This window comes from Roseomonas sp. BN140053, from assembly GCF_047690175.1.
Taxonomy (GTDB): Bacteria; Pseudomonadota; Alphaproteobacteria; order Acetobacterales; family Acetobacteraceae; genus Roseomonas.
Genome location: NZ_JBLLEB010000003.1, coordinates 275606 through 293602 on the forward strand (window position 1 = coordinate 275606; position 17997 = coordinate 293602).

Consider the following 17997-nt stretch of genomic DNA (forward strand, 5'->3'; position numbering starts at 1 on the left):
ACGCGCGGCAACAAGGGCGGTGACCCCGGCGAATGGTCCGCCCGTAAGGCGCAGCTCGCAGTGGCCGAGTACAAGAAGGCCGGCGGCGGCTACGAAGGCCGCAAGGACCCCCACAATCACCTGTCTGAATGGACGCGCGAGGACTGGGGCACCAAGTCCGGCCAGGAGTCCGGCGAAACCGGCGAGCGCTACCTGCCCAAAAAGGCGCGGGAGAAACTGTCGGACGAGGACTACGCGCGCACCACCGCCAAGAAGCGGCGCGACACGAAGGCGGGCAAGCAGTTCTCCGCCCAGCCGCGCGACGTGGCGCGCAAGACCGCCATCACGCGCGACACCGGCAAGGCCCCGAAGCGCCGCGCCGCCGAGGCGGTCCCCAAGCGCCCTGCCGCCAAAACCACCACGACGAAGGCCACGGCCGAGAAGCGCCCGCGGGCAGCTGCGACCGCCGCCAGGTCGGCGGCGAAGCCGGCCGCCAAGGCACCGGCACGGCGCGCCACGGCCGCTACCCGCAAGCCGGCCAGCGCGGCCACCCGGGCCCGCAAGCCTGCCGCCGCGAAGAAGCCTCCACGGCGAGAACCACCGCCAAGGCCGCCCCGGCAGCCAGGAAGCCCGCGACCGCCGCACGGAAACCGGCTGCGGCGGCCGGGCAAACCAGGGCAACGGCGAAGAAGCCGGTCACGGCCAGGCAAGCGGCGGCCAAGGCAGCGAAGCCCGTTGCCGCAGCGAAGCGTCCGGCTCCCAAGCCCTCGGCCGCGGCCCGGAAGCCGGCGGCAACCACCGCGCGCAAGCCGGCGCCGCGCCGCCCGACAACAACGGGCCGTACCCGGCGCTGACACGGACCCGCCCTTCGGTCCCCTGAAGCGGGAACCGAAGGGCGGGACGCACCGGCGCGAAGCGGCCGAAAAGGCCGCCGCGCCGGACGGCGTCAGCTTTCCTCGTCGCCCTCGCCTTCGACGCCGATGTCCTCGGCGAGGTCTTCGTCCTCGTCGAGCTCCTCGGCATCCTCCACCCCGGCCTCGGCGTCGGCGTCCTCCACCTCCGCCTCGTCGCCGTCGGTCTCCGGCGCTCCGGCGGCGGCGCGCTTGCGCAGCTTGTCGTCGGCGGGGGCGGCGGGGCGGCGCAGCCGCGGCTGTTCGGCCGGCTGTTCCGTGCCGCAATGGGGGCACAGGGCGGGGGTGCGGGTCAGGTCGTAGAACTTCGTCCCGCAGCTCACGCAAGTGCGCTTGAGGCCCAGTTCGGGTTTCACCATGAGGGGGAGATCCTGGCTGCTGGTCCGGTTCCCACGTGTGGCGAGGAGGGCCGGGCGATGAGGGGCGCGCGATTGCCACGCACCCCCTCGCGTGTCAAACGCCGCTCCCGTGCAGGACCTCCCCGAGATCCGGCCCCTGCGGGCCGCGGCGCCCCCGGCGGGGCTGAACGGGGCGTTGCGCGTGCCCGGCCGGGCCGTCGATGGCCACGGCGCGCTGGTGCTCGGCGCCCTGGCCGTGGGCGAGAGCCGCCTGGAAGGATTGCCCGACAGCCCCGAGCTGGAACGCAGCGCCGCCGCCCTGCGCGCGCTGGGCGCGGTGGTGGAACGGGCGACCCCTGGCGACTGGCACGTTTGGGGCCGTGGCGTGGGCGGGCTGGCGGAACCTGCCGGGGTGCTGGAACTCGGCGCTTCCCCCACCGCTGCGGCGCTGTTCTGCGGCCTGCTGGCGGGTCATCCCGGTTTCGCGGTGCTGGGCGGCGGCGGGGACCCGGCGCAACCGCGTTCCTGGCGCGACGTGACCGACCCGCTGGGCGCGGGTGGGGCGCGGTTCTTCGGCCCGGCCAATGGCGGCTTTCCCCTGGCGGTGGAGGGCGCGCGCGCGCCGCGGCCGCTGCACCACCGCCTGCCCGCCGCCGCGGCGCGGGAAAAGCCGGCGCTGCTGGTCTTCGGCCTGCTCGCCCGCGGTACCACGGTGCTGGAGGAGCCGGCCGCCGCCGCGCCGGACGGGTTGGAAACCTTGCTACGCCAGTTCGGCGCGCCGTTGCGGCACGGGGCGGCGGGCACGGGCCGGGTGATCGAGCTGGACGGGCAGCCGGAGCTCACCGCCGCGCCGGTGACCCTGCCCGGCGACCCCGCCCTGGCGGCCGTGGCCCTCGTGGCGGCGCTGCTGGTGCCGGGCTCCCGGCTGGTGCTGCGCGGCGTGGCGCTGGACCCCGCGCTGATGGCTCTCCTCGACGCGCTGCGCGAGATGGGCGCAGCGATCGCCGTGACGGGGGAGCGCCGGGCGGCGGGCGGGACCCTGGGCGACCTCGCCGTGTCGCACGGGCCGCTGCGCGCCCTGGACCTCGCGGCGGAGCGGCTTCCCGCCCTGGCCGACGCGATTCCCCTTCTCGCCGTGGCCGCGGCCTGCGCGGGCGGCACCAGCCGCTTCCGTGGCCTGGGGCAGGGCCGGTTCCGCGACGGCGGCCGGCTGGACGCCCTGCGCGCGCTGCTGGCCGGCAACGGCGTGCCGACGCCCCTGGAAGGCGACGACCTCGTGCTGCGGCGCGACGGCGCCCCGCCCGCCGGCAGCGGTGCGGTGGCAGCCGGCGCCGACCCCCGCATCGCCGCCGCCGCCCTGGTGCTGGGCCTGGCGGCCGCGACGCCGGTGACGCTGGAAGGCGGCACCTCCCTCGACACCTCCTTTCCCGGCCTGGTCGCGCTGCTGAACGGTGCGGCCGGGGGCGGGGCGATCGGATCGGCCTGATGTCCCCAAACCCTTCCCCCGTCGTGATCGCCCCCGTGGTGATTGCCGTGGACGGCCCCGCCGCCGCCGGCAAGGGCACGCTGGCCCGGCGACTCGCGGCCGAGCTGGGGCTGCCCTACCTCGACACCGGGCTGCTGTACCGCGCCGTGGGGCGGCGCGTGCTGGACAGCGGCCTGGACCCCGCCGACCCGGCGGCAGCGGAAGCGGCGGCCCGCGCCCTGGAGCCCGAGGATCTCGGCCGCCCCGGCCTGCGCGCGCCCGACACGGATGCGGCGGCCAGCCGCGTCGCCGCCATTCCCGCCGTGCGCGCCGCGTTGCTGGAGTTCCAGCGGGCCTTCGGCCGCAGCCGGGGCGCGGTGCTGGATGGGCGCGACATCGGCACGGTGGTGTTTCCCGATGCCGCGGTGAAGCTCTTCGTGACCGCCAGCCCGGAAGCCCGCGCGCGCCGCCGCTGGCAGGAAAGGCTGGCCCGGCACGAGGCGGTGACGCTGGACGCCGTGGCGGCGGAGATGGCCGCCCGCGATGCCCGCGACGCCGGCCGCGACGCCGCGCCCATGGTGGCCGCCGCCGACGCGCTGCCCCTGGACACCACCCGGCTGGACGCGGAAGCCGCGTATCGCGCGGCGCTGGAGATGGTGCGGCAGCGGCTGGACGCGGCCGGGTAGGGCCCGGGGCGCGCCCCCCCCGGCGGGACGCCGCGGGCCCTGGCCCGTTTCCCGCGCCGGGGCGCGGAGGCAGGCCCGGCGCCCGCGGCGATGCCCCGCCGCGCCTACTGCTGCACCATGCCTGCGGCGGCGGCGACCTCGCCCCACAGCCGCATCGCCCGCGCCATTTCCTCCGCATAGGCCGCGCCCCGGGTGCCGTCGGGGCTGAAGCCCAGCTCGCCCAGGCGGCCGGCGAGGCCGGGGTCGAAGGTGGCCTGCCGAAACGCCGCTTCCACCGTGTCCAGCACCGCCGCGGGCGTGCCGGCTGGCGCGAAGAGGCCCCATTCCGACCCGGCGGGAAAGCCGGGAAAGCCCTGTTCCGCGAAGGTCGGCACGTCGGGCAGCGACGGGTTGCGCACTTCCCCCGCCGAGCCGACGGCCACCAGCTCGCCGGATTGCACGAAGCCCTTGCCGTTGCTGGCGCCGTTGAAGGTCAGCGGCACGTGGCCGCTGAGCACGTCGTTCAGCGCCAGGCCACCGGACCGGTAGGGCACGTGCACCAGGTCGATGCCTGCGCGCATCCGCAGCAACTCGCCCAGCAGGTGGGAGCCGGTGCTGCTGGTGCCGTAGCTGATGCCGCCCGGCTGCGCCTTGGCCCGCGCGACCAGCCCGCCGAGGTCGCGGATGCCGGAACCCGGATGGGCGTAGAGGATGATCGACCCCACCGCGACCCGCATCACCGGCAGGAGGTCCGTCAGTGGGTCGAAGGGCATCCGGCTGCGCAGCACTCGGGCCAGGTAGGGGCTGGTGTCGCTGAACAGCAGCACATGGCCGTCGGGCGGCGAGCGCACCACCAGCTCCGTGCCGATCAGGCTCTCACCGCCGCCGCGGTTCTCGATCACCACCGGGGTGCCCAGCGCGGCGGCCGCCCCGGGTGCCACCAGCCGGGCCAGGATGTCGGTGCCGCCGCCCACCCCGGCGGGGATCACCAGCCGGATCGGCCGGTTGGGAAAGCCCGCCTGGGCCAGCGCCGGGCGGGGCCGCAATCCGGCCGCGGCCGGCAACAGGGCCCCGAGCCGCAGCCCGGCCATGAGGGTGGTTCTCCGTCGCATTCGTCGCGCCCTTCGCCGTGGACATTGCGATCATGCAACCCCCGGGCCACGTCGCGCCAGCGGAGAGGACCCGCGGGTCCCGCGAAACGCGCCGCGGTTCGCAGGCCGTCCTGGCGCCGGGGCCACCTCCTAGGGCGGGGCGGAGTGCCGGGCTTCGGGGGGCAGTGCTGTGGGCGCGGGTGGATAGGGGAGGCTGGCGGCTTCCAGCAGGGCCAGGAGCTCGCTGCGCAGGTCGCCGGGCGTGCCCTGCGTGGCGGGATCGCCGCCCGGGGGCGGGCTGCCAGGGCCCGGCGGCGGCTCGGCCGCTGTCGCGCCGGGAACGGCGGCCGGCGGTGCCAGGCCCAGCAAGGACAGGGTACTGCGCGGCCGCTCGCCGGGAACTGCCGCCTCCGGCGGCACGGCGCCCGCAGGTTTCGGCAGCACCGCCGCAGGAGCGGGGGGTGGCACCGACGCGGGCCAGGATTCGCGTGAAAGGGCAGGAGGCACCGCCGCCGCCGGTTCCACGGCCGGCATGGTCGCAACGGCATCCTCCGGCCGCTCCGGAACCGGCCTGACGGCCGCAGGCGACGACGTCGGGGCAGGCGGGGCCACGCCGGGGGCCATGGAAGGATCCCCAGCGGCCAGCTCCGCGGCCAGGGTGACCGCTGCCCCCGGGAAAGCCGCCCCGGCCACCGGCGGAACGGGCATTTCCGGTGCGGCGGCCGGTGGTGGCTGCGTCGGCAGGGCGGGAACGGCAACCACCGCCACGGCGGCGGGGGCAGCGGGCGGGACGGCCGCCGGGCGCAGGGGGGAGGCCAGGGTCGGCTCGTCCCAGGGCACGCGCGACCGCGCCCGGCTTCGGTGCCGGATCACCAGCGCCACCACCAGCACCAGCAGCCCGGCGCCCAGGGCGATCCACACCAGTTCGGGCGACATCACGCCGTTTCTGCCTTTCGCCGGGTCATGGGACGGGGGCCTCCGGGCCGGAACGGTGAACCAGGGCAGCCCCGCCGCGCAATGCCGCCGGTCGGCAGAACCGCTTTTCCCGAGCGGCGGAAGCCACCGCTCCCGGGCACGGCGACCGCCTTTCGCGGGAGGCCCCATGCTGGGGCGAAAGGGGTTGCAGGCAAATTGACATGCCCGGGAACGCGGGAGCCTAATCGCCGCGCGGCCTCCGCCTCGGCGGAGGAGCACCGCGGTGAAGCCCGGGAACCGGGCGCGAGGGAGGCGAACTGCGATGCGGGTGTTCCGCGGCCGAACCGCCGCCGCCGGCAGGATGCCGACCCCCGGGCAGCGCGCCCCCTTTCCCGACCCAGCCCCGCGTCGCACCGCATCTTCCGGTTATCGCGTCCCGCCGACCGGCCCCGCTCGCCCGGCCGTGGCCTCCCGGTCCGGGCGTCGCGCAGGACCACCCCCGGGCAGCACGGCCCCGCGGGCCGGAACAGCGGCGGGTTGAACGAGCAGCGGGGAGCGAGCATGCAGGACCTGAAGGGCAGCACGGCCTTTGTCACGGGCGCGGCCAACGGCATCGGCCTGGGCATCTGCCTCGCCCTGGCCAGGGCCGGCGTGACGGTCGGCATGGCCGATATCGAGGCCGCGGCGCTGGACGAGGCAGTGGCGGAAATCCGCACCATCGCGCCGAACAGCCGCGGCTTCGTGCTGGACGTGTCCGACCCGGCCGCCATGCACCGTGCCGCGGCCGAGGCGGAGGAGGCCTTCGGCGAGCTCCACATCCTCGTGAACAATGCCGGTGTCTCGGCCGGCTCCTCGCCGGTGGCGGGGGTTTCGCCGGCCACCTGGGACTGGCTGTTCGGCGTCAACGTCTACGGGGCGCTGAACGGCATCCGCGCCTTTCTGCCGCGCCTGCTGCGGCACGGGCAGCCCGGGCACATCGTCAACACCGCCTCCATCGGCGGTCTGCAGGTCAACGCCACGCTGCGCCAGGGCTCCTATGCCGCCACCAAATACGCGGTGGTGGCGATCACCGAGGCGCTGCGGCTGGACCTGGAAGACACCCCGATCGGCGTGTCGGTGTTCTGCCCTGGCCTGGTGCACACCACCCTGGACCAGTCGGCCCGGCGCCGGCCGCAGCGCTTCGGCGGGCCTGAAGCCTCACCGGACTACAAGGGCGCGCAGAGCGGCATCAGCCTGCTGCCCGCCATCTCGGCCGAGGAGGCCGGGGCGCGGGTGGTGCATGGCATCCGCGAGAACACGCTGTTCCTGCTGACGCATCCGGAAACGCGCGCCTGGCTGGAGGAGCGGCACGGCCGCATCGCCGAGGGCTTCGCCAGCCTGGAGCGGTTCCGCCGCGACTACCACGGCGCGGGCGGCCGCTAGCGCGCCCGGTTCGAAGCAAGGGGAACGGTTCATGTCGGACACTCGTGTGGACGCCGTGGAAGCGGAGATCGACCGCCGCGGCGTTCACGGGCTGCAGATCCGCGTCGCGGTCCTGTGCGCGATCGTGCTGGCGCTGGACGGCTTCGATATCGCGGCGATGGGCTTCGCCCTGCCTTCGCTGGCCGAAAGCTGGAAGATCGCGCCCTCGACGCTGACGGGCGCGCTGGTGGCGGCCAATGTGGGCATGCTGATCGGCGCGCTGGCCAGCGGCCCGCTCGGCGACCGCTTCGGCCGCAAGCCGGTGTTCATGGTGGACGTCGCGGTGTTCGGGATCTTCTCCCTGCTCAGCGCCGCCTGCCACACGGTGGAGCTGCTGACGGCCGCGCGCTTCCTCACCGGGCTCGGCCTGGGCGGCGGCGTACCGCTGGCGATCGCGCTGACCTCCGACTACAGCCCCAAGAAGCACCAGCCCAAGCTGGTGGCCATCATGACCGTGGGCGTGCAGTGCGGCATGGTCGGCGGCGGCCTGCTGGTGGCGGAGCTGCTGCCGATCTACGGCTGGCAGTCGGTGTTCGTGGTGGGCGGCGTGCTGCCGCTGGCGATCCTGCCGCTGCTGTACTTCCTGCTGCCGGAATCGCTGCAGTTCATGACCGCCCAGGGCCGCAGCTCGCGCCTCACGGACGGCATGATGGGGCGCAACAACGCCGCGCGGCAGTCCGGCGGCGAGGTGCTGCTGCGCAAGAACCCGGTGGCCGAGCTGTTCCGCAACGGCCTGACGCCGGTGACGCTGCTGCTGTGGGTGATGTTCGCCTGCAACTTCCTGTCCACCTACCTGATCACCCTGTGGCTGCCGACCATCCTGCGATCCTACGGCTACGGCCTGGGCGAGGCGGTTTTCGCCACCACCCTGTTCTCCCTGGCCGGTGGCCTCTGCGCCCTGGTGCTGGGCTGGCCCATCGCGCGCTGGGGTTCGGAGCGGGTGATCGCCATCAACCTGTGCATCGGCGTCGCGGCGGTGCTGTGGCTGGCCGTGGGCGGGCAGCAGAGCCACGCTATGACGCTGCTGAGCATCTTCATGGCCGGCATCGGCATTTCCGGCAGCCAGGCCGGCATGAACGCGCTGTCGGGCGCCGCCTACCCGTCGCTGATCCGCTCCTCCGGCTCCGGCTGGGCGCTGGGGATCGGGCGGCTGGGCAACATTTTCGGCCCGCTGCTGGGCGGCCTGCTGCTGGGCTACGGCTACCCGCCCACCGCCATCTTCCTGTGCGGCGCTGTTCCCGTGGCGATCGCCGCCGCCGCCATGCTGTCCCTGGGTCTCCTGCGCGGCAATCCCGTGCCGGACCAGACCCTGGCTGCGCCTCGCCTGCACTGACCCGTCATCGCCACCACGCGCCCGGCGAACGCGTCGCGCGGACGGGTGGGGGCGCTATTCGCGGTGGATCACGGCGTCCAGCCAGGGGCAGTGCGCGGCAGGGTTCAGGGGCGCGCGGACGCCGCGGGCGGCAGCGTCCAGGCGCATCTCGCGCAGGCGGGCGCGCTGCTCGGGCGGCAGGTACAGGCGCTCATGGCCCCAGAAGCTCGGGCCGTCGAAGGTTTCGTGCGGCTGCCAGGTTTCGGGGTCGATCACCAGGCCGCCCCAGCCGTATTCCACGAAGAAGCCCGAGGGCGTGTGGGCGTAGAAGGAGGTCATGTGGTCGTTGGTGTGCCGGCCCAGCGTATAGGCCAGCCGCCCTTCCTCCAGCTGCGCGAGGTCGTAGCCCTGGCCGACATCGTCCAGGCTGCCGAGCTCCACCATGAAGTGGTGCAGGCTTTGCCGCCCCGAGCCGACCATCGCGAAGGTGTGGTGGCGGCCGTTGAGGTGGAAGAAGTACAGCGGATAGGGCGTCAGGCCGTAGTCGCTGACGCGGAAGCCCAGCAGGTCGCGGTAGAAGGGCAGCAGCGGCTCCACCGCCTCCACGTTGAGCACGGCGTGCCCCATGCCCATGGCGCCGGTGCGGAAACCGGAGATCGGGCGCGAGGGCTGGAAGGGCGTGTCCGCCACCGCCGGGCCATGGAACACCTCCAGCCGGTTGCCCGCAGGGTCGGCGAAGGTGATGAGATCGGCCACGTGCCGTTCCGCCGCCAGGGCGCGGGAGCCGCGCCGCACCGCGACGCCATGCCCGTCCAGCCGCGCCGCCAGCGCGTCCAGCGCCGCGGCATCGGCCACCTCCCAGCCCAGGAAGGCCAGGCCCTCCGCCGCCTCGCCGGTGACCAGCAGGCGCTGCTTGCGGTCGTCCATGCGATAGGCCCGCGACGTGCCCCCGGCATCCACCGGCTGCATTCCCAGCAGCCGCGTGGCGAAGCCGTTCCAATCCTCGAGCCGGGACGAACCGACGCCGATATAGCCGAGCGACTGCAGTTCCATCTGGGATTCCCTTTCCGGTCGCAGGACCGGGGCGCGCTTCCTCGTGCGCCATGTCCTAGCACGCCGCCGCAACAGGACGGCAAGGTGGCGCGAACCGCCGGCCGCTACACTTTCTTGCGGCGGCGCCACCGTCCCGACACCGCGCCGCCCGAGGGTTTTCCCGTCGGCGGCCGTATCAGGAGCGTCGACCACTTCGGAACCGGAGACACCATGCGCAAGATCATCCTGCTGGGTGCGGGCCTCGCCGCTCTCGCCTCCTTCGGCAGCGCGATGGCCCAGACGCCGCCCGCCCCTGTTGCTCCTCCGGGCGGCGAGGCCGCGCCGCGGGTGGAGCCGCCGCCCCCGCCGCCGGGCGGCCCAGGCCTGCGCGGGCCCGGGCCGATGGGCCAGGGCATGGGGCCGGGGATGGGGCATGGCTGGGGCCGCGGCCCGCGCGGCTTCGGCCCGCCCCCGCCGCGGCGCGCCGCCTCCTTCCATGTCGAGCGTGGCGACATGGAGATCCACATCCGCTGCGCCGAAACGGAACCGACCCGCGCTTGCGTGGACGCGGCGGGCAGCCTGCTCGACAAGATCGCGTCCATGCCCGCCACGCGCTGAGAACCGGAGGCGGGCCGGGCTGCGCTCCCCGGCCCGCTTCCGGCGCTGCCGGCCGTGCCGGGGCGGCGGCCAGGGGAGCTGACCCCCGCCGCCCGTATTCAGGGCAGCCAGCCGCCGTTGTTCACGCAGGCGCGCACAAGTTGTTCCCGCTCGCCGCGGTTGCGCGACAGCGTGCCGGGCGGATGCCGCCGGTCCACCTCCCGGCGGCATAGCGCCTCGGTGTCCGTCGCCTCGGGCCGGGACGGCGGGCGCGGCCGGTCCTGCGCCGCGGCCGGCAGCGCGCCGGCCAGGCCGCACAACCACAGCAGCGCGGCGAGGTGCCGGGCCGCCCGGCGCGCCCCGCCGGTCATTTCCCCTTGGCGAGGCGGTCGGCCCGCGCCTTCCAGAAGGCCATGTCGGCTTCCTTGCTGAACATCACCCGCACGCCCGTGCCGCCCTGGCTGACCCGCAGCTTGCCGCCGTTCTGCGCCCGGTGCTCGGCCATCCATTCCACGAATTCCGGATCGTCCTTGGTTCGCCCCGCGAATTCCAGGACCCCGGCAATGTCTTCTTCCTTGCGACGCTTGACCACTCTTCCGTACCCCTCCGGTGCGCTCCGCGCACGCGATCTCGACCGGCTCTCGCCGGGTTGCGCGGTTCCGCACCGCGCGCGGCACCATCGGTGAACGTGGCGTCGGCGGCCTTCGAGGCAGCGTCGCTGCCCGCCGCTACGATAGACCGCCCCGGCTCCCTTGCCGAGGCTGGCTCGCAAACCTGCTGCTTCCGTGAGGCAGGGGGCCGCGATCCGGGCCGGCCCAGGGGACCGCGCCGGCGTGGCGGCCGCCCAAGGGGACGCGCCGCTTCCGGCCAGGGCCGACCCTGCCGGTGCCGGGATGCGCCCCCCGCCTTCAGCCCGCCTCCGCCGCCGGTTCCTGGCCGGGAAGTGGTGGCACGCTTCCGCCCGGCTCCGGCACGCCCTGCGGGGTCTCGCGTTGCACCGCCACCCGGAAGGGCGTGACCTCGATACTCCGCCAAACCTCGCCGGTGACGTAGGGCTCAACCGCGAGCCAGGCATCCAGAGCCGCCCGGTCCGGGAATTCCACGATGCAGGCGGAGCCGACCATGGTGCCGTCCTCGTCCAGCATGGCTCCGCCCACCACCATTTCCCCGCGTTCCAGCATGGGTCCGAGCTGGCGGAAATGCTCGGGGCGCACGGCGAGCCGCCGTTCCGGCGCGCCGGGGTCGGTGCCGTCGCGGGCGGTCACCAGGAATTGCGGCATCGCGGCCTGCTCCTTGTCCCGTGGCCGCGGTCCAGCGCGGACCGCGGCGCGGTTCCATTCCGCCACGATCGGGGCAGGGGTGCAAAGCCCGGCGGGAAGGGCCGGACGCTGCCGCAGCGTCAGGCCCTGCCATCCTATGGCGCAGGGCAGGGGGACAAAGCACCCCAACCCTGCGCCGGCAGCGGCCCGCCACCGGCGGGCCGCGACCGCCGGCCGGGATCGCCGCCCACGGGCAGCAACCCCGGCCGGCGAACCGGCACCTCAGGCGAACAGGATGCCGAAATCCACCGGATTCTCGTTCAGCACCGCGTCCTTGGTCAGCGCCATGTGTTCCGGACTTTCGGAGAAGTTCAGCACCAGCTCCTCCCGCGACGCCGTGCCGGCCGTCAGCTGGTTGACGTAGAAGGCCCGTTCCTCGGCCGTTTCCGTGCGGTTCAGCGTGTTGACGTAGAGCAGGTCCACGAAGCTCTCGTTGCTCACGCCGCTGCCGTAGAGGCGGGCGAATTCCGGGCTCGCCTCAAAGGCCCGGACCACGTCCGTGGTGCTGGCCGTGCCGGCATCCAGCTGCGCGCGGTAGAAGTCCAGCCCGGGCGCATCGGGCAGCCGCCCCAGCATGGTGTCGTAGAGCCGCGCCACCAGCGTCGCGTTTTCCGAAACGTCCCAGACCCCCGCCGCCACCAGGGGCGTGGTCTTCTGGATGTTCTCCGGGCTCTCGGAGAAGTTGGCGAGGAGCTGCTGCCGCGACGCGCCCTGGCCGAGCTGGTCGAGGTAGTAGTTGACCTCGCTCTGGGAGGCCGTGCGGTCCAGCACGTTGTTGTAGAGCCGGTTGATGTAGCCCGTGTCGTCCAGCCCGCCGTAGCGCGCCAGGAACTCGGGGCTGTTGAGGAAGCCGGTGGCGATGCTGCTCAGCGTCCCGCCCTGCTGCAGCGTGGGGATGTAGAAGTTCAGCCCTTCCTGTTCCGGCGCCCGGTCCAGTGCCGCCTGGTACAGCCGCACCACCTGCGCCGCCGGGTCGGACAGGTCGAGCACCTGCCGCCCGTCGATGAAGCGCGCTTCCTCGATGTCGCGCAGCACGGTGACGGAGCCGTCCGCGCGCGTGACGTTCACCACGCCCGTCTCGAAGGCGGAGAAGTCCACGTCGCGCCGGTTGACGCCGTTGAGGAACACCACGTCGTAGCCGTCGCCGCCATTCAGCACGTCGTTGCCGCCGGTGCTGATCAGCACGTCGTCGCCGGCGCCGCCGTCCAGCGTGTCGTCGCCGCCGCCGCCCGCCAGCGTGTCGTTGCCGGCCCCGCCCGACAGGCTGTCATTGCCCGCGCCGCCCGTCAGCGTGTCGCCGCCGTCACCGCCGGTCTGCGTCGTGCCGGGGTTCAGCACCACCGTGCCGCCGGGGTTGGGGCCGATCACCACGGGACCGTCCGGGTCCACGCCGATCCGCACGCCGCCGGGCCCGACGATGCTCTCGATGCCCGTATAGGCGGTGGTGCTGGTGACGGTGCCGGCGCCGTCGCGGATGGTCACCGTGCCGCTGCCCTGCCCGGTGCGGCTGATCGTCACCTGGCCGGACAGGTCGTCCAGCAGCAGGGCGTCGGTGCCGGCACCGCCGTTCACCGTGTTGCTGCCCAGGCCGGGGCGGAAGGAGTTGTCGTTGCCGTCGCCGTTCAGCCCGTCATTGCCGGCGCCGCCGCGCACGGAGCGGACGTTGATCAGCGTGTCGGTGGCGCCGTCGGCCGTGCCGGTGCCTGCGGCCAGGTCGACCTGCACGGGCCCGGTGGCGGAGCTGTAGTCGGCGAAGACGCCGAGCACGCCGTTGCCGTTGATGGTGTCGGCGCCGCGATAGCCGTCCAGGAAGGTTTCCGTCGTGCTGGACGTGAAGCTGACACTCAGCGTGTCACCGGCCAGGCCGCCCACCACGCGCTCCATCCCGGTGAAGTCCGTCTGGCTGCCCACGCCGAGCGTGTTGAGGTTGATGCCCAGCAGCGCGGCCGCGGCGCTCAGCACGCCCAGGTCCACGCCCAGCACGCTCAGCCCCAGCAGGTTGCTGACCACCGCCGTGCCTTCGCCGGGAATGGCGCCGAAGGTCACGGTGACGGGCACCGTGGTGGCGCCGAATTCGCCCCCGGCAAAGGACAGGGTGTCGACCCCGGCGCCGCCATCCACCGTGTCGGGCGGCAGCGCTCCCGCCTGGACCGGCACGACGGACAGGTTGGCAGTGGCCGAGGGGGACCAGTAGATCAGGTCGTTGCCGGCGCCGCCGGAGATAGTGTCCGTTGACAGGGCACTGCCGAGGCCGAGGAAGCCCACCGTGCCGTTCAGGGTATCGTTGCCGGGGGTACCATTGATGTTGGCCATAAACTTCTCCCTTGTGCAGCCACGAGTGGCGTTCTTTTTCGAGCGACTTTCCGGCCGGGGAATTCAATAAAGGAAAAATCAATCTCAGGTTGCGTTTTGGTCCGCGACTCGCCTTCATTAACGGCAAGTTGAAGATGTTGCGCCTGGGCGAAAACGGCGGTGTCGCCCCGCACCGTCGGCGTCCCGCATGCGCTGCGTAACCCGCACCGCGATGGGGAGCCGCCCGCCGCTCCGGCGTTTCGGCCCGGCGTTTCCGCGCGCTGGCATCGTCGCGACGCAACCTGGCTGGACGTGGCCCGCAACCCCGGGCCGGGTGCCCTACGCCTGGCGCGCGTCCAGGCTCTGGCAGGGGCCGCCCCCGCGTCGGCGGCGATCCTGCGCCGGGCTTTGCCGCGGGAAGGCCGTAGGCGGGACGGGTGCCCCCGTCAGCGATTCGCGGCCTTGTTGGTTCCCACGTTCTCGTGCCACTCCACGGGCAGCCCGTCCCATTCGGCGAACTGCTTGCCCGCCCACTTCTTGCGGATATGGACCACGAAGCCCTCGGCCGTGACCTCGACATAGCCCGACTTCCCGTCGGTCAGCCTGAGATGCTGAGCCAGCGCCTCGCCTTGCTGCTTCATGTAGTCGTCGCTCATGGCCTCGCTCCTTTCCGGTGCCGGCTGCGTGAAAGTGCCGCCGGGGGCAGGGGGCTTCCAGGGCCGGCTCCGTCGGCAACCCTCGCCGCGATGCGCTTTCCGTCGTTCGATGAAGCGGAGCAGGCGCAGGTCCCAGGAGGCTTTCCCCGCCCCCGGACCTCAACGGGCTTCCCGCGGAGACGTTGATCCAGCCGAGGCAAGCTGCCCGGAAGCGGGGAGGCCCACCATGCGACTGATCCTCTGCCTTGCGGCACTCCTGGCCCTGGGCGGCTGCGGCGTCGTCGCCCTGCCATTTCGGGCTGCGGGGGACGTGATCTCCGTGGTGCCGGTGGTCTGCAAGCCGATCGGCGCGCCCGTCCACGCTGTCGGGGACGTGATCGATTGAACCGGGACGGCGCTGCGGCGCCGGGCGGGTTTCGGATCACTACTGGACGGATGGGGGAGGGGGTGGAGCGGGCGATGGGAATTGAACCCACGACATTCAGCTTGGGAAGCTGACGTTCTACCTCTGAACTACGCCCGCAGCCGAGGTGGTGCAGGATTACCCTGCCCATCCCCGGGCGGCAAGCACTCTCGCGGTCCCCGGGCTTGCCCGGCCCGGGCACGGGAGCTAGAAGCCCCGCGTGTCCGGAAGGGCGCCCTCGCGATTTGTCCGGCCAGCTTGCGGCGAGGTTAAAGAAAGCGCGCTAAACGGCCGTGGCGATGACCCCGGCGGAGCTTTCCCCGGTTCCGTCGCCCGACCGGGCCGGCTTCGTCCGATGGGAACCCGGCATGGCCAAGACCCTCCCCGACAAGCCGCTCCGCCCCGCCACGCTGCTGGTGCGCGGCGGGCAGAACCGCACCGAACTGGGCGAAACGTCCGAGGCGCTCTTTCTCACCTCCGGCTTCGTCTACGACGACGCCAAGCAGGCCGAGGACACCTTTCTCGGCACCGCCCAGCACTTCCAGTATTCGCGCTTCGGCAATCCCACGGTGCAGGCGCTGGAAAACAAGCTGGCGCTGCTGGAAGGGGCGGAAGCCTGCCGCGCCACCGCCACCGGCATGGCGGCGGTGCACGCGGCGATGCTGAGCCACCTCAAGACGGGCGACCGCGTGGTGGCCTCCCGCGCGCTGTTTGGCTCCTGCTACTGGATCGTCTCCACCCTGCTGCCGCGCTACGGCATCGAGACGGTGTTCGTGGACGGCAGCGACCTCGCCGGCTGGCAGGACGCCCTGTCGGTACAGACCGCGATGGTGCTGCTGGAAACCCCCTCCAACCCGATGCTGGAGATCGTGGACCTGCGCGCGGTGTGCGACCTCGCGCATCAGGCCGGCGCGCTGGTGGTGGTGGACAACGTCTTCGCCACGCCGCTGCTGCAGCGGCCGCTGGAATTCGGCGCCGACATCGTCGTGTATTCCGCCACCAAGCATTTCGACGGCCAGGGCCGGGTGCTGGGCGGCGCGGTGCTGGGCACGAAGAAGTGGGTGGAGGAGGTGCTGCAGCCCTTTATCCGCAACACCGGCCCGGCGATTTCCCCCTTCAACGCCTGGGTGATCCTGAAGGGGCTGGAAACCCTGCACCTGCGCGTGCCGGCGATGTGCGCCAGCGCCCAGCGGGTGGCCGAGTTCCTCGATGGCCGTCCGGAGGTGGAGCGGGTGCATTACCCGACCCTGCCGTCCCACCCGCAGCGCGAGTTGGCGATGCGGCAAATGTCGGCCGGCGGCACGGTGGTGACCTTTGACGTGGCCGGAGGCAAGGACGCCACCTTCGCCTTCCTGGACGCGCTGCGGCTGGTGGACGTGTCCAACAACCTCGGTGACAGCAAGAGCCTGGTGACCCATCCCGCCACCACCACCCACATGCGCGTGGGCGCGGAGGAACGGGCGCGGCTGGGCATCACCGACGGTTCCGTGCGCCTGTCGATTGGACTGGAGGATGTTGAGGACCTGCTGGAGGATCTGGCCGCCGCGCTGGACGCGGCCGGCCGGGCGCAACCCCGGCAGGCCGCCGAGTAGCCCCTGTCTCGACAGAGCAGGGAAGGCCGGGGGAGTGAACTCCCCCGGTCCCCCTCCTTTTTTCAGGAGTGAAGGCACACGGACAGCCACCGGCGCACCCGCAGACTCCCGAAAGTAGAAGGGGGTCCGGGGGGATACCTCCCCCCGGCTTGCTGGTTCCATCACACCAACCCAAAGGCCCGGCGGGACCCGCGCACCCCGTCCGGTTCCCAACCACCACCGTTTGACGGTATCTTCCAGCCTGCACGAGATGCCCGGGAGGGTGACCGCCATGTCCGGCCATGAAGGCTACCAGGCGACCACGCACGGCATTCGCGTCGCCGTGCGCCCCTTTTTTCTCGCCGACCGCTCCTCGGTCGAGGAAGGGCGCTTCGTCTGGGCCTATCGCGTGACGATCGAGAACCGCGGGCGCGACACCGTGCAGGTGCTGAAGCGTACCTGGCTGATCACCGATGCCCAGGGCCGCACCCAGCGCGTGCACGGCGACGGGGTGGTGGGGGAAACCCCCGTGCTCGAACCCGGCGAGAGCTTCGAGTACACCTCCGGCACGCCGCTGCCCACGCCCTCGGGCATCATGCGCGGCTCCTACCACCTGCTGCGCACCGCCTCGGGCGAGAATTTCGACGTGGAGATCCCTGCCTTCAGCCTGGACAGCCCGCACGGCCGCTCCACGCTGAACTGACCCGCACCGGGCCGCGGTTGCCGCCGCGCCCGCCCAGGCCAGATGCTGCGGGGATGGCAGCGGAGCGGCGCTTGGGGAACAATGCCGGCGCCGGCCCCGACCGATCGAGGACACACGCGTTGAACACCGAGGACCCGCCCCGCCCCGCCCCGCCGCGCCCGACGCGCGAGGAGGCCGAGGATGCCGTTCGCACCCTGCTGCGCTGGGCCGGCGACGAGCCCGGCCGCGAAGGGCTGATGGACACCCCCAAGCGCGTCACCCGCGCTTATCGCGAATGGTTCGCCGGCTACGAGGAGGATCCGGTGGCCCTGCTCGCCCGCTCCTTCGCCGAAACCGAGGGCTACGACGAGATGGTGCTGCTCCGCGACATCCGGTTGGAGTCCGTCTGCGAGCATCACATGGCCCCCATCATCGGCCGGGTGCATGTGGGCTACCTGCCGCGTGGCCGCGTGGTCGGCATCTCCAAGCTGGCGCGGGTGGTGGATGCCTATGCCAAGCGGCTGCAGATCCAGGAAAAGCTGACGGCGCAGATCGCCAACACCATCCAGGACGTGCTGCAGCCCTTCGGCGTGGCCGTGGTGGTGGAAGCCGCGCACCAGTGCATGACCACCCGCGGCGCCCACAAGCCCGGCGTCACCATGGTCACCAGCCGCATGCTCGGCGCCTTCCGCGAGAACCGCGCCACCCGGCAGGAATTCCTGGCGATGATCGGCACACCCCGCGCCACGCCGGTGATCTGAGCCCCGGCCGTACCGGGGACCGCGGGCTGTGCCGGGTGGCCCGGCCTGGCGGAAAGGGTTCTGCCCCAGGGCAAAGGCGGAACCTTCATCCCGGGGCTCCAGGGGCGGTGCCCCTGGCCGAGGTCAGATCATTCCGGGCCGGCCGGCAAGGCTCAACGCACCAGCTGCACGGTTCCCGCGGCGTTGAGGGGCTGCACGGCCCCCGGCGGCTCGTAGGGGTGCAGATAGGGCTGCGGCGGGCCGAAAGGGATCTGGTAGGGCGTGAGGTAGGCCACGGGCTCCGGCCAGGGCGCGGCCGGGATGTCGGGGGCGCAGGCCGGCAGCAGCGCGGCCAGGGCGAGAACCGGAAGCAGGGCGCGAAGCACGCTGGCGCCGCGGCGGCGATAAACCAAGAACGAGGCTCCTTCCCGTGGAAACCGGCGCGGCACCGCCAAGCCGGACATGGTGTAGCGCGCCACGGCGGCCTTGTTGAAGGCCCAGGCGCAGCGCGGGGCGCAGGGCACGGAATCCGCTCCCGGTCACCCTCCGGTATCCCACGGACAGGACG

General features: G+C 73.0%; 20 protein-coding genes, 1 tRNA gene and 1 riboswitch. Of the genes, 9 read left to right on the forward strand and 12 right to left on the reverse strand.

The genetic code is table 11. From position 1 onward, the window contains the following. Positions 1-230: 230 nt before the first annotated feature. Complete coding sequence (locus ACLIBK_RS05220) at positions 231-542, reverse strand: hypothetical protein (RefSeq protein WP_415386171.1); 312 nt, start codon at positions 540-542, stop codon at positions 231-233. 383 nt (positions 543-925) lie between these two features. Further along, a complete protein-coding gene (locus ACLIBK_RS05225; protein WP_415386172.1) occupies positions 926-1249 on the reverse strand; it encodes a TIGR02300 family protein in 324 nt (107 codons plus the stop codon). A gap of 91 nt (positions 1250-1340) precedes the next feature. Between ACLIBK_RS05225 and ACLIBK_RS05230 the strand changes: the two genes are divergently transcribed. Next, complete coding sequence (locus ACLIBK_RS05230; RefSeq protein WP_415386173.1) at positions 1341-2714, forward strand: 3-phosphoshikimate 1-carboxyvinyltransferase; 1374 nt, start codon at positions 1341-1343, stop codon at positions 2712-2714. Next, the gene (locus ACLIBK_RS05235) at positions 2714-3379 is read left to right on the forward strand and encodes a (d)CMP kinase (RefSeq protein ID WP_415386174.1); all 666 of its coding nucleotides are present in this window, start codon (positions 2714-2716) and stop codon (positions 3377-3379) included. Before ACLIBK_RS05230 ends, ACLIBK_RS05235 begins: the two co-directional genes overlap by 1 nt. A 104-nt stretch (positions 3380-3483) precedes the next feature. Here the strand turns inward: ACLIBK_RS05235 and ACLIBK_RS05240 are convergent, their stop codons facing one another. Together ACLIBK_RS05240 and ACLIBK_RS05245 are read right to left on the reverse strand one after the other, a co-directional pair. Further along, entirely contained in the window at positions 3484-4470 is a 987-nt protein-coding gene (locus ACLIBK_RS05240) for a Bug family tripartite tricarboxylate transporter substrate binding protein (protein WP_415386175.1), read from the reverse strand. Positions 4471-4599: 129 nt separating this feature from the next. Further along, entirely contained in the window at positions 4600-5385 is a 786-nt protein-coding gene (locus tag ACLIBK_RS05245) for a hypothetical protein (protein ID WP_415386176.1), read from the reverse strand. 540 nt (positions 5386-5925) lie between these two features. Between ACLIBK_RS05245 and ACLIBK_RS05250 the strand changes: the two genes are divergently transcribed. Together ACLIBK_RS05250 and ACLIBK_RS05255 are read left to right on the forward strand one after the other, a co-directional pair. After that, positions 5926-6786 (forward strand): SDR family NAD(P)-dependent oxidoreductase, encoded by an 861-nt coding sequence (locus ACLIBK_RS05250; protein WP_415386177.1) that lies wholly within the window; start codon positions 5926-5928, stop codon positions 6784-6786. A gap of 31 nt (positions 6787-6817) precedes the next feature. Then, complete coding sequence (locus ACLIBK_RS05255; RefSeq protein ID WP_415386178.1) at positions 6818-8158, forward strand: MFS transporter; 1341 nt, start codon at positions 6818-6820, stop codon at positions 8156-8158. Positions 8159-8212: 54 nt separating this feature from the next. On the opposite strand, the gene ACLIBK_RS05260 is transcribed toward ACLIBK_RS05255, so the two are convergent. Further along, a complete protein-coding gene (locus ACLIBK_RS05260) occupies positions 8213-9190 on the reverse strand; it encodes a VOC family protein (protein WP_415386179.1) in 978 nt (325 codons plus the stop codon). Positions 9191-9400: 210 nt separating this feature from the next. Here ACLIBK_RS05260 and ACLIBK_RS05265 point away from each other — a divergent pair, with 210 nt between their 5' ends. Next, positions 9401-9787, forward strand: coding sequence for a hypothetical protein (locus ACLIBK_RS05265; RefSeq protein ID WP_415386180.1), 387 nt, complete (start codon positions 9401-9403; stop codon positions 9785-9787). A 98-nt stretch (positions 9788-9885) separates the two neighbouring features. Here ACLIBK_RS05265 and ACLIBK_RS05270 read toward each other — a convergent pair whose 3' ends face one another. From ACLIBK_RS05270 to ACLIBK_RS05290, 5 genes are all read right to left on the reverse strand, one after another. Beyond that, complete coding sequence (locus ACLIBK_RS05270) at positions 9886-10137, reverse strand: hypothetical protein (RefSeq protein WP_415386181.1); 252 nt, start codon at positions 10135-10137, stop codon at positions 9886-9888. Next, positions 10134-10358 carry a hypothetical protein gene (locus tag ACLIBK_RS05275; RefSeq protein ID WP_415386182.1) on the reverse strand — a complete coding sequence of 75 codons (225 nt, stop codon included), beginning with the start codon at positions 10356-10358 and terminating at the stop codon, positions 10134-10136. Before ACLIBK_RS05275 ends, ACLIBK_RS05270 begins: the two co-directional genes overlap by 4 nt. A gap of 316 nt (positions 10359-10674) precedes the next feature. Beyond that, positions 10675-11046 (reverse strand): YciI family protein, encoded by a 372-nt coding sequence (locus ACLIBK_RS05280; protein WP_415386183.1) that lies wholly within the window; start codon positions 11044-11046, stop codon positions 10675-10677. A gap of 261 nt (positions 11047-11307) precedes the next feature. Beyond that, a complete protein-coding gene (locus tag ACLIBK_RS05285) occupies positions 11308-13398 on the reverse strand; it encodes a DUF4214 domain-containing protein (protein WP_415386184.1) in 2091 nt (696 codons plus the stop codon). A 425-nt stretch (positions 13399-13823) separates the two neighbouring features. Further along, complete coding sequence (locus ACLIBK_RS05290; protein WP_415386185.1) at positions 13824-14033, reverse strand: hypothetical protein; 210 nt, start codon at positions 14031-14033, stop codon at positions 13824-13826. Between the two features lie 226 nt (positions 14034-14259). Between ACLIBK_RS05290 and ACLIBK_RS05295 the strand changes: the two genes are divergently transcribed. Continuing rightward, on the forward strand, positions 14260-14418 hold the full coding sequence (locus ACLIBK_RS05295; RefSeq protein ID WP_415386186.1) for a DUF6726 family protein: 159 nt from the start codon (positions 14260-14262) through the stop codon (positions 14416-14418). Positions 14419-14481: 63 nt separating this feature from the next. Here the strand turns inward: ACLIBK_RS05295 and ACLIBK_RS05300 are convergent. Then, positions 14482-14556: transfer RNA gene (locus ACLIBK_RS05300), tRNA-Gly, on the reverse strand. Positions 14557-14663: 107 nt separating this feature from the next. Beyond that, positions 14664-14743, forward strand: a riboswitch (SAM riboswitch). Between the two features lie 61 nt (positions 14744-14804). On the opposite strand from ACLIBK_RS05300, the gene metZ reads away from it, so the two are divergent. The 3 genes from metZ to folE all read left to right on the forward strand — a co-directional run bounded on the left by metZ (position 14805) and on the right by folE (position 17450). Continuing rightward, positions 14805-16028, forward strand: a complete 1224-nt coding sequence (gene metZ / locus ACLIBK_RS05305; protein WP_415386187.1) for an O-succinylhomoserine sulfhydrylase — start codon at positions 14805-14807, stop codon at positions 16026-16028. Positions 16029-16299: 271 nt separating this feature from the next. Beyond that, complete coding sequence (gene apaG, locus ACLIBK_RS05310) at positions 16300-16710, forward strand: Co2+/Mg2+ efflux protein ApaG (protein ID WP_415386188.1); 411 nt, start codon at positions 16300-16302, stop codon at positions 16708-16710. A gap of 119 nt (positions 16711-16829) precedes the next feature. After that, complete coding sequence (gene folE / locus ACLIBK_RS05315; RefSeq protein WP_415386189.1) at positions 16830-17450, forward strand: GTP cyclohydrolase I FolE; 621 nt, start codon at positions 16830-16832, stop codon at positions 17448-17450. A 152-nt stretch (positions 17451-17602) separates the two neighbouring features. Here folE and ACLIBK_RS05320 read toward each other — a convergent pair whose 3' ends face one another. Next, positions 17603-17953 (reverse strand): hypothetical protein, encoded by a 351-nt coding sequence (locus ACLIBK_RS05320; protein WP_415386190.1) that lies wholly within the window; start codon positions 17951-17953, stop codon positions 17603-17605. Positions 17954-17997 lie beyond the last annotated feature (44 nt).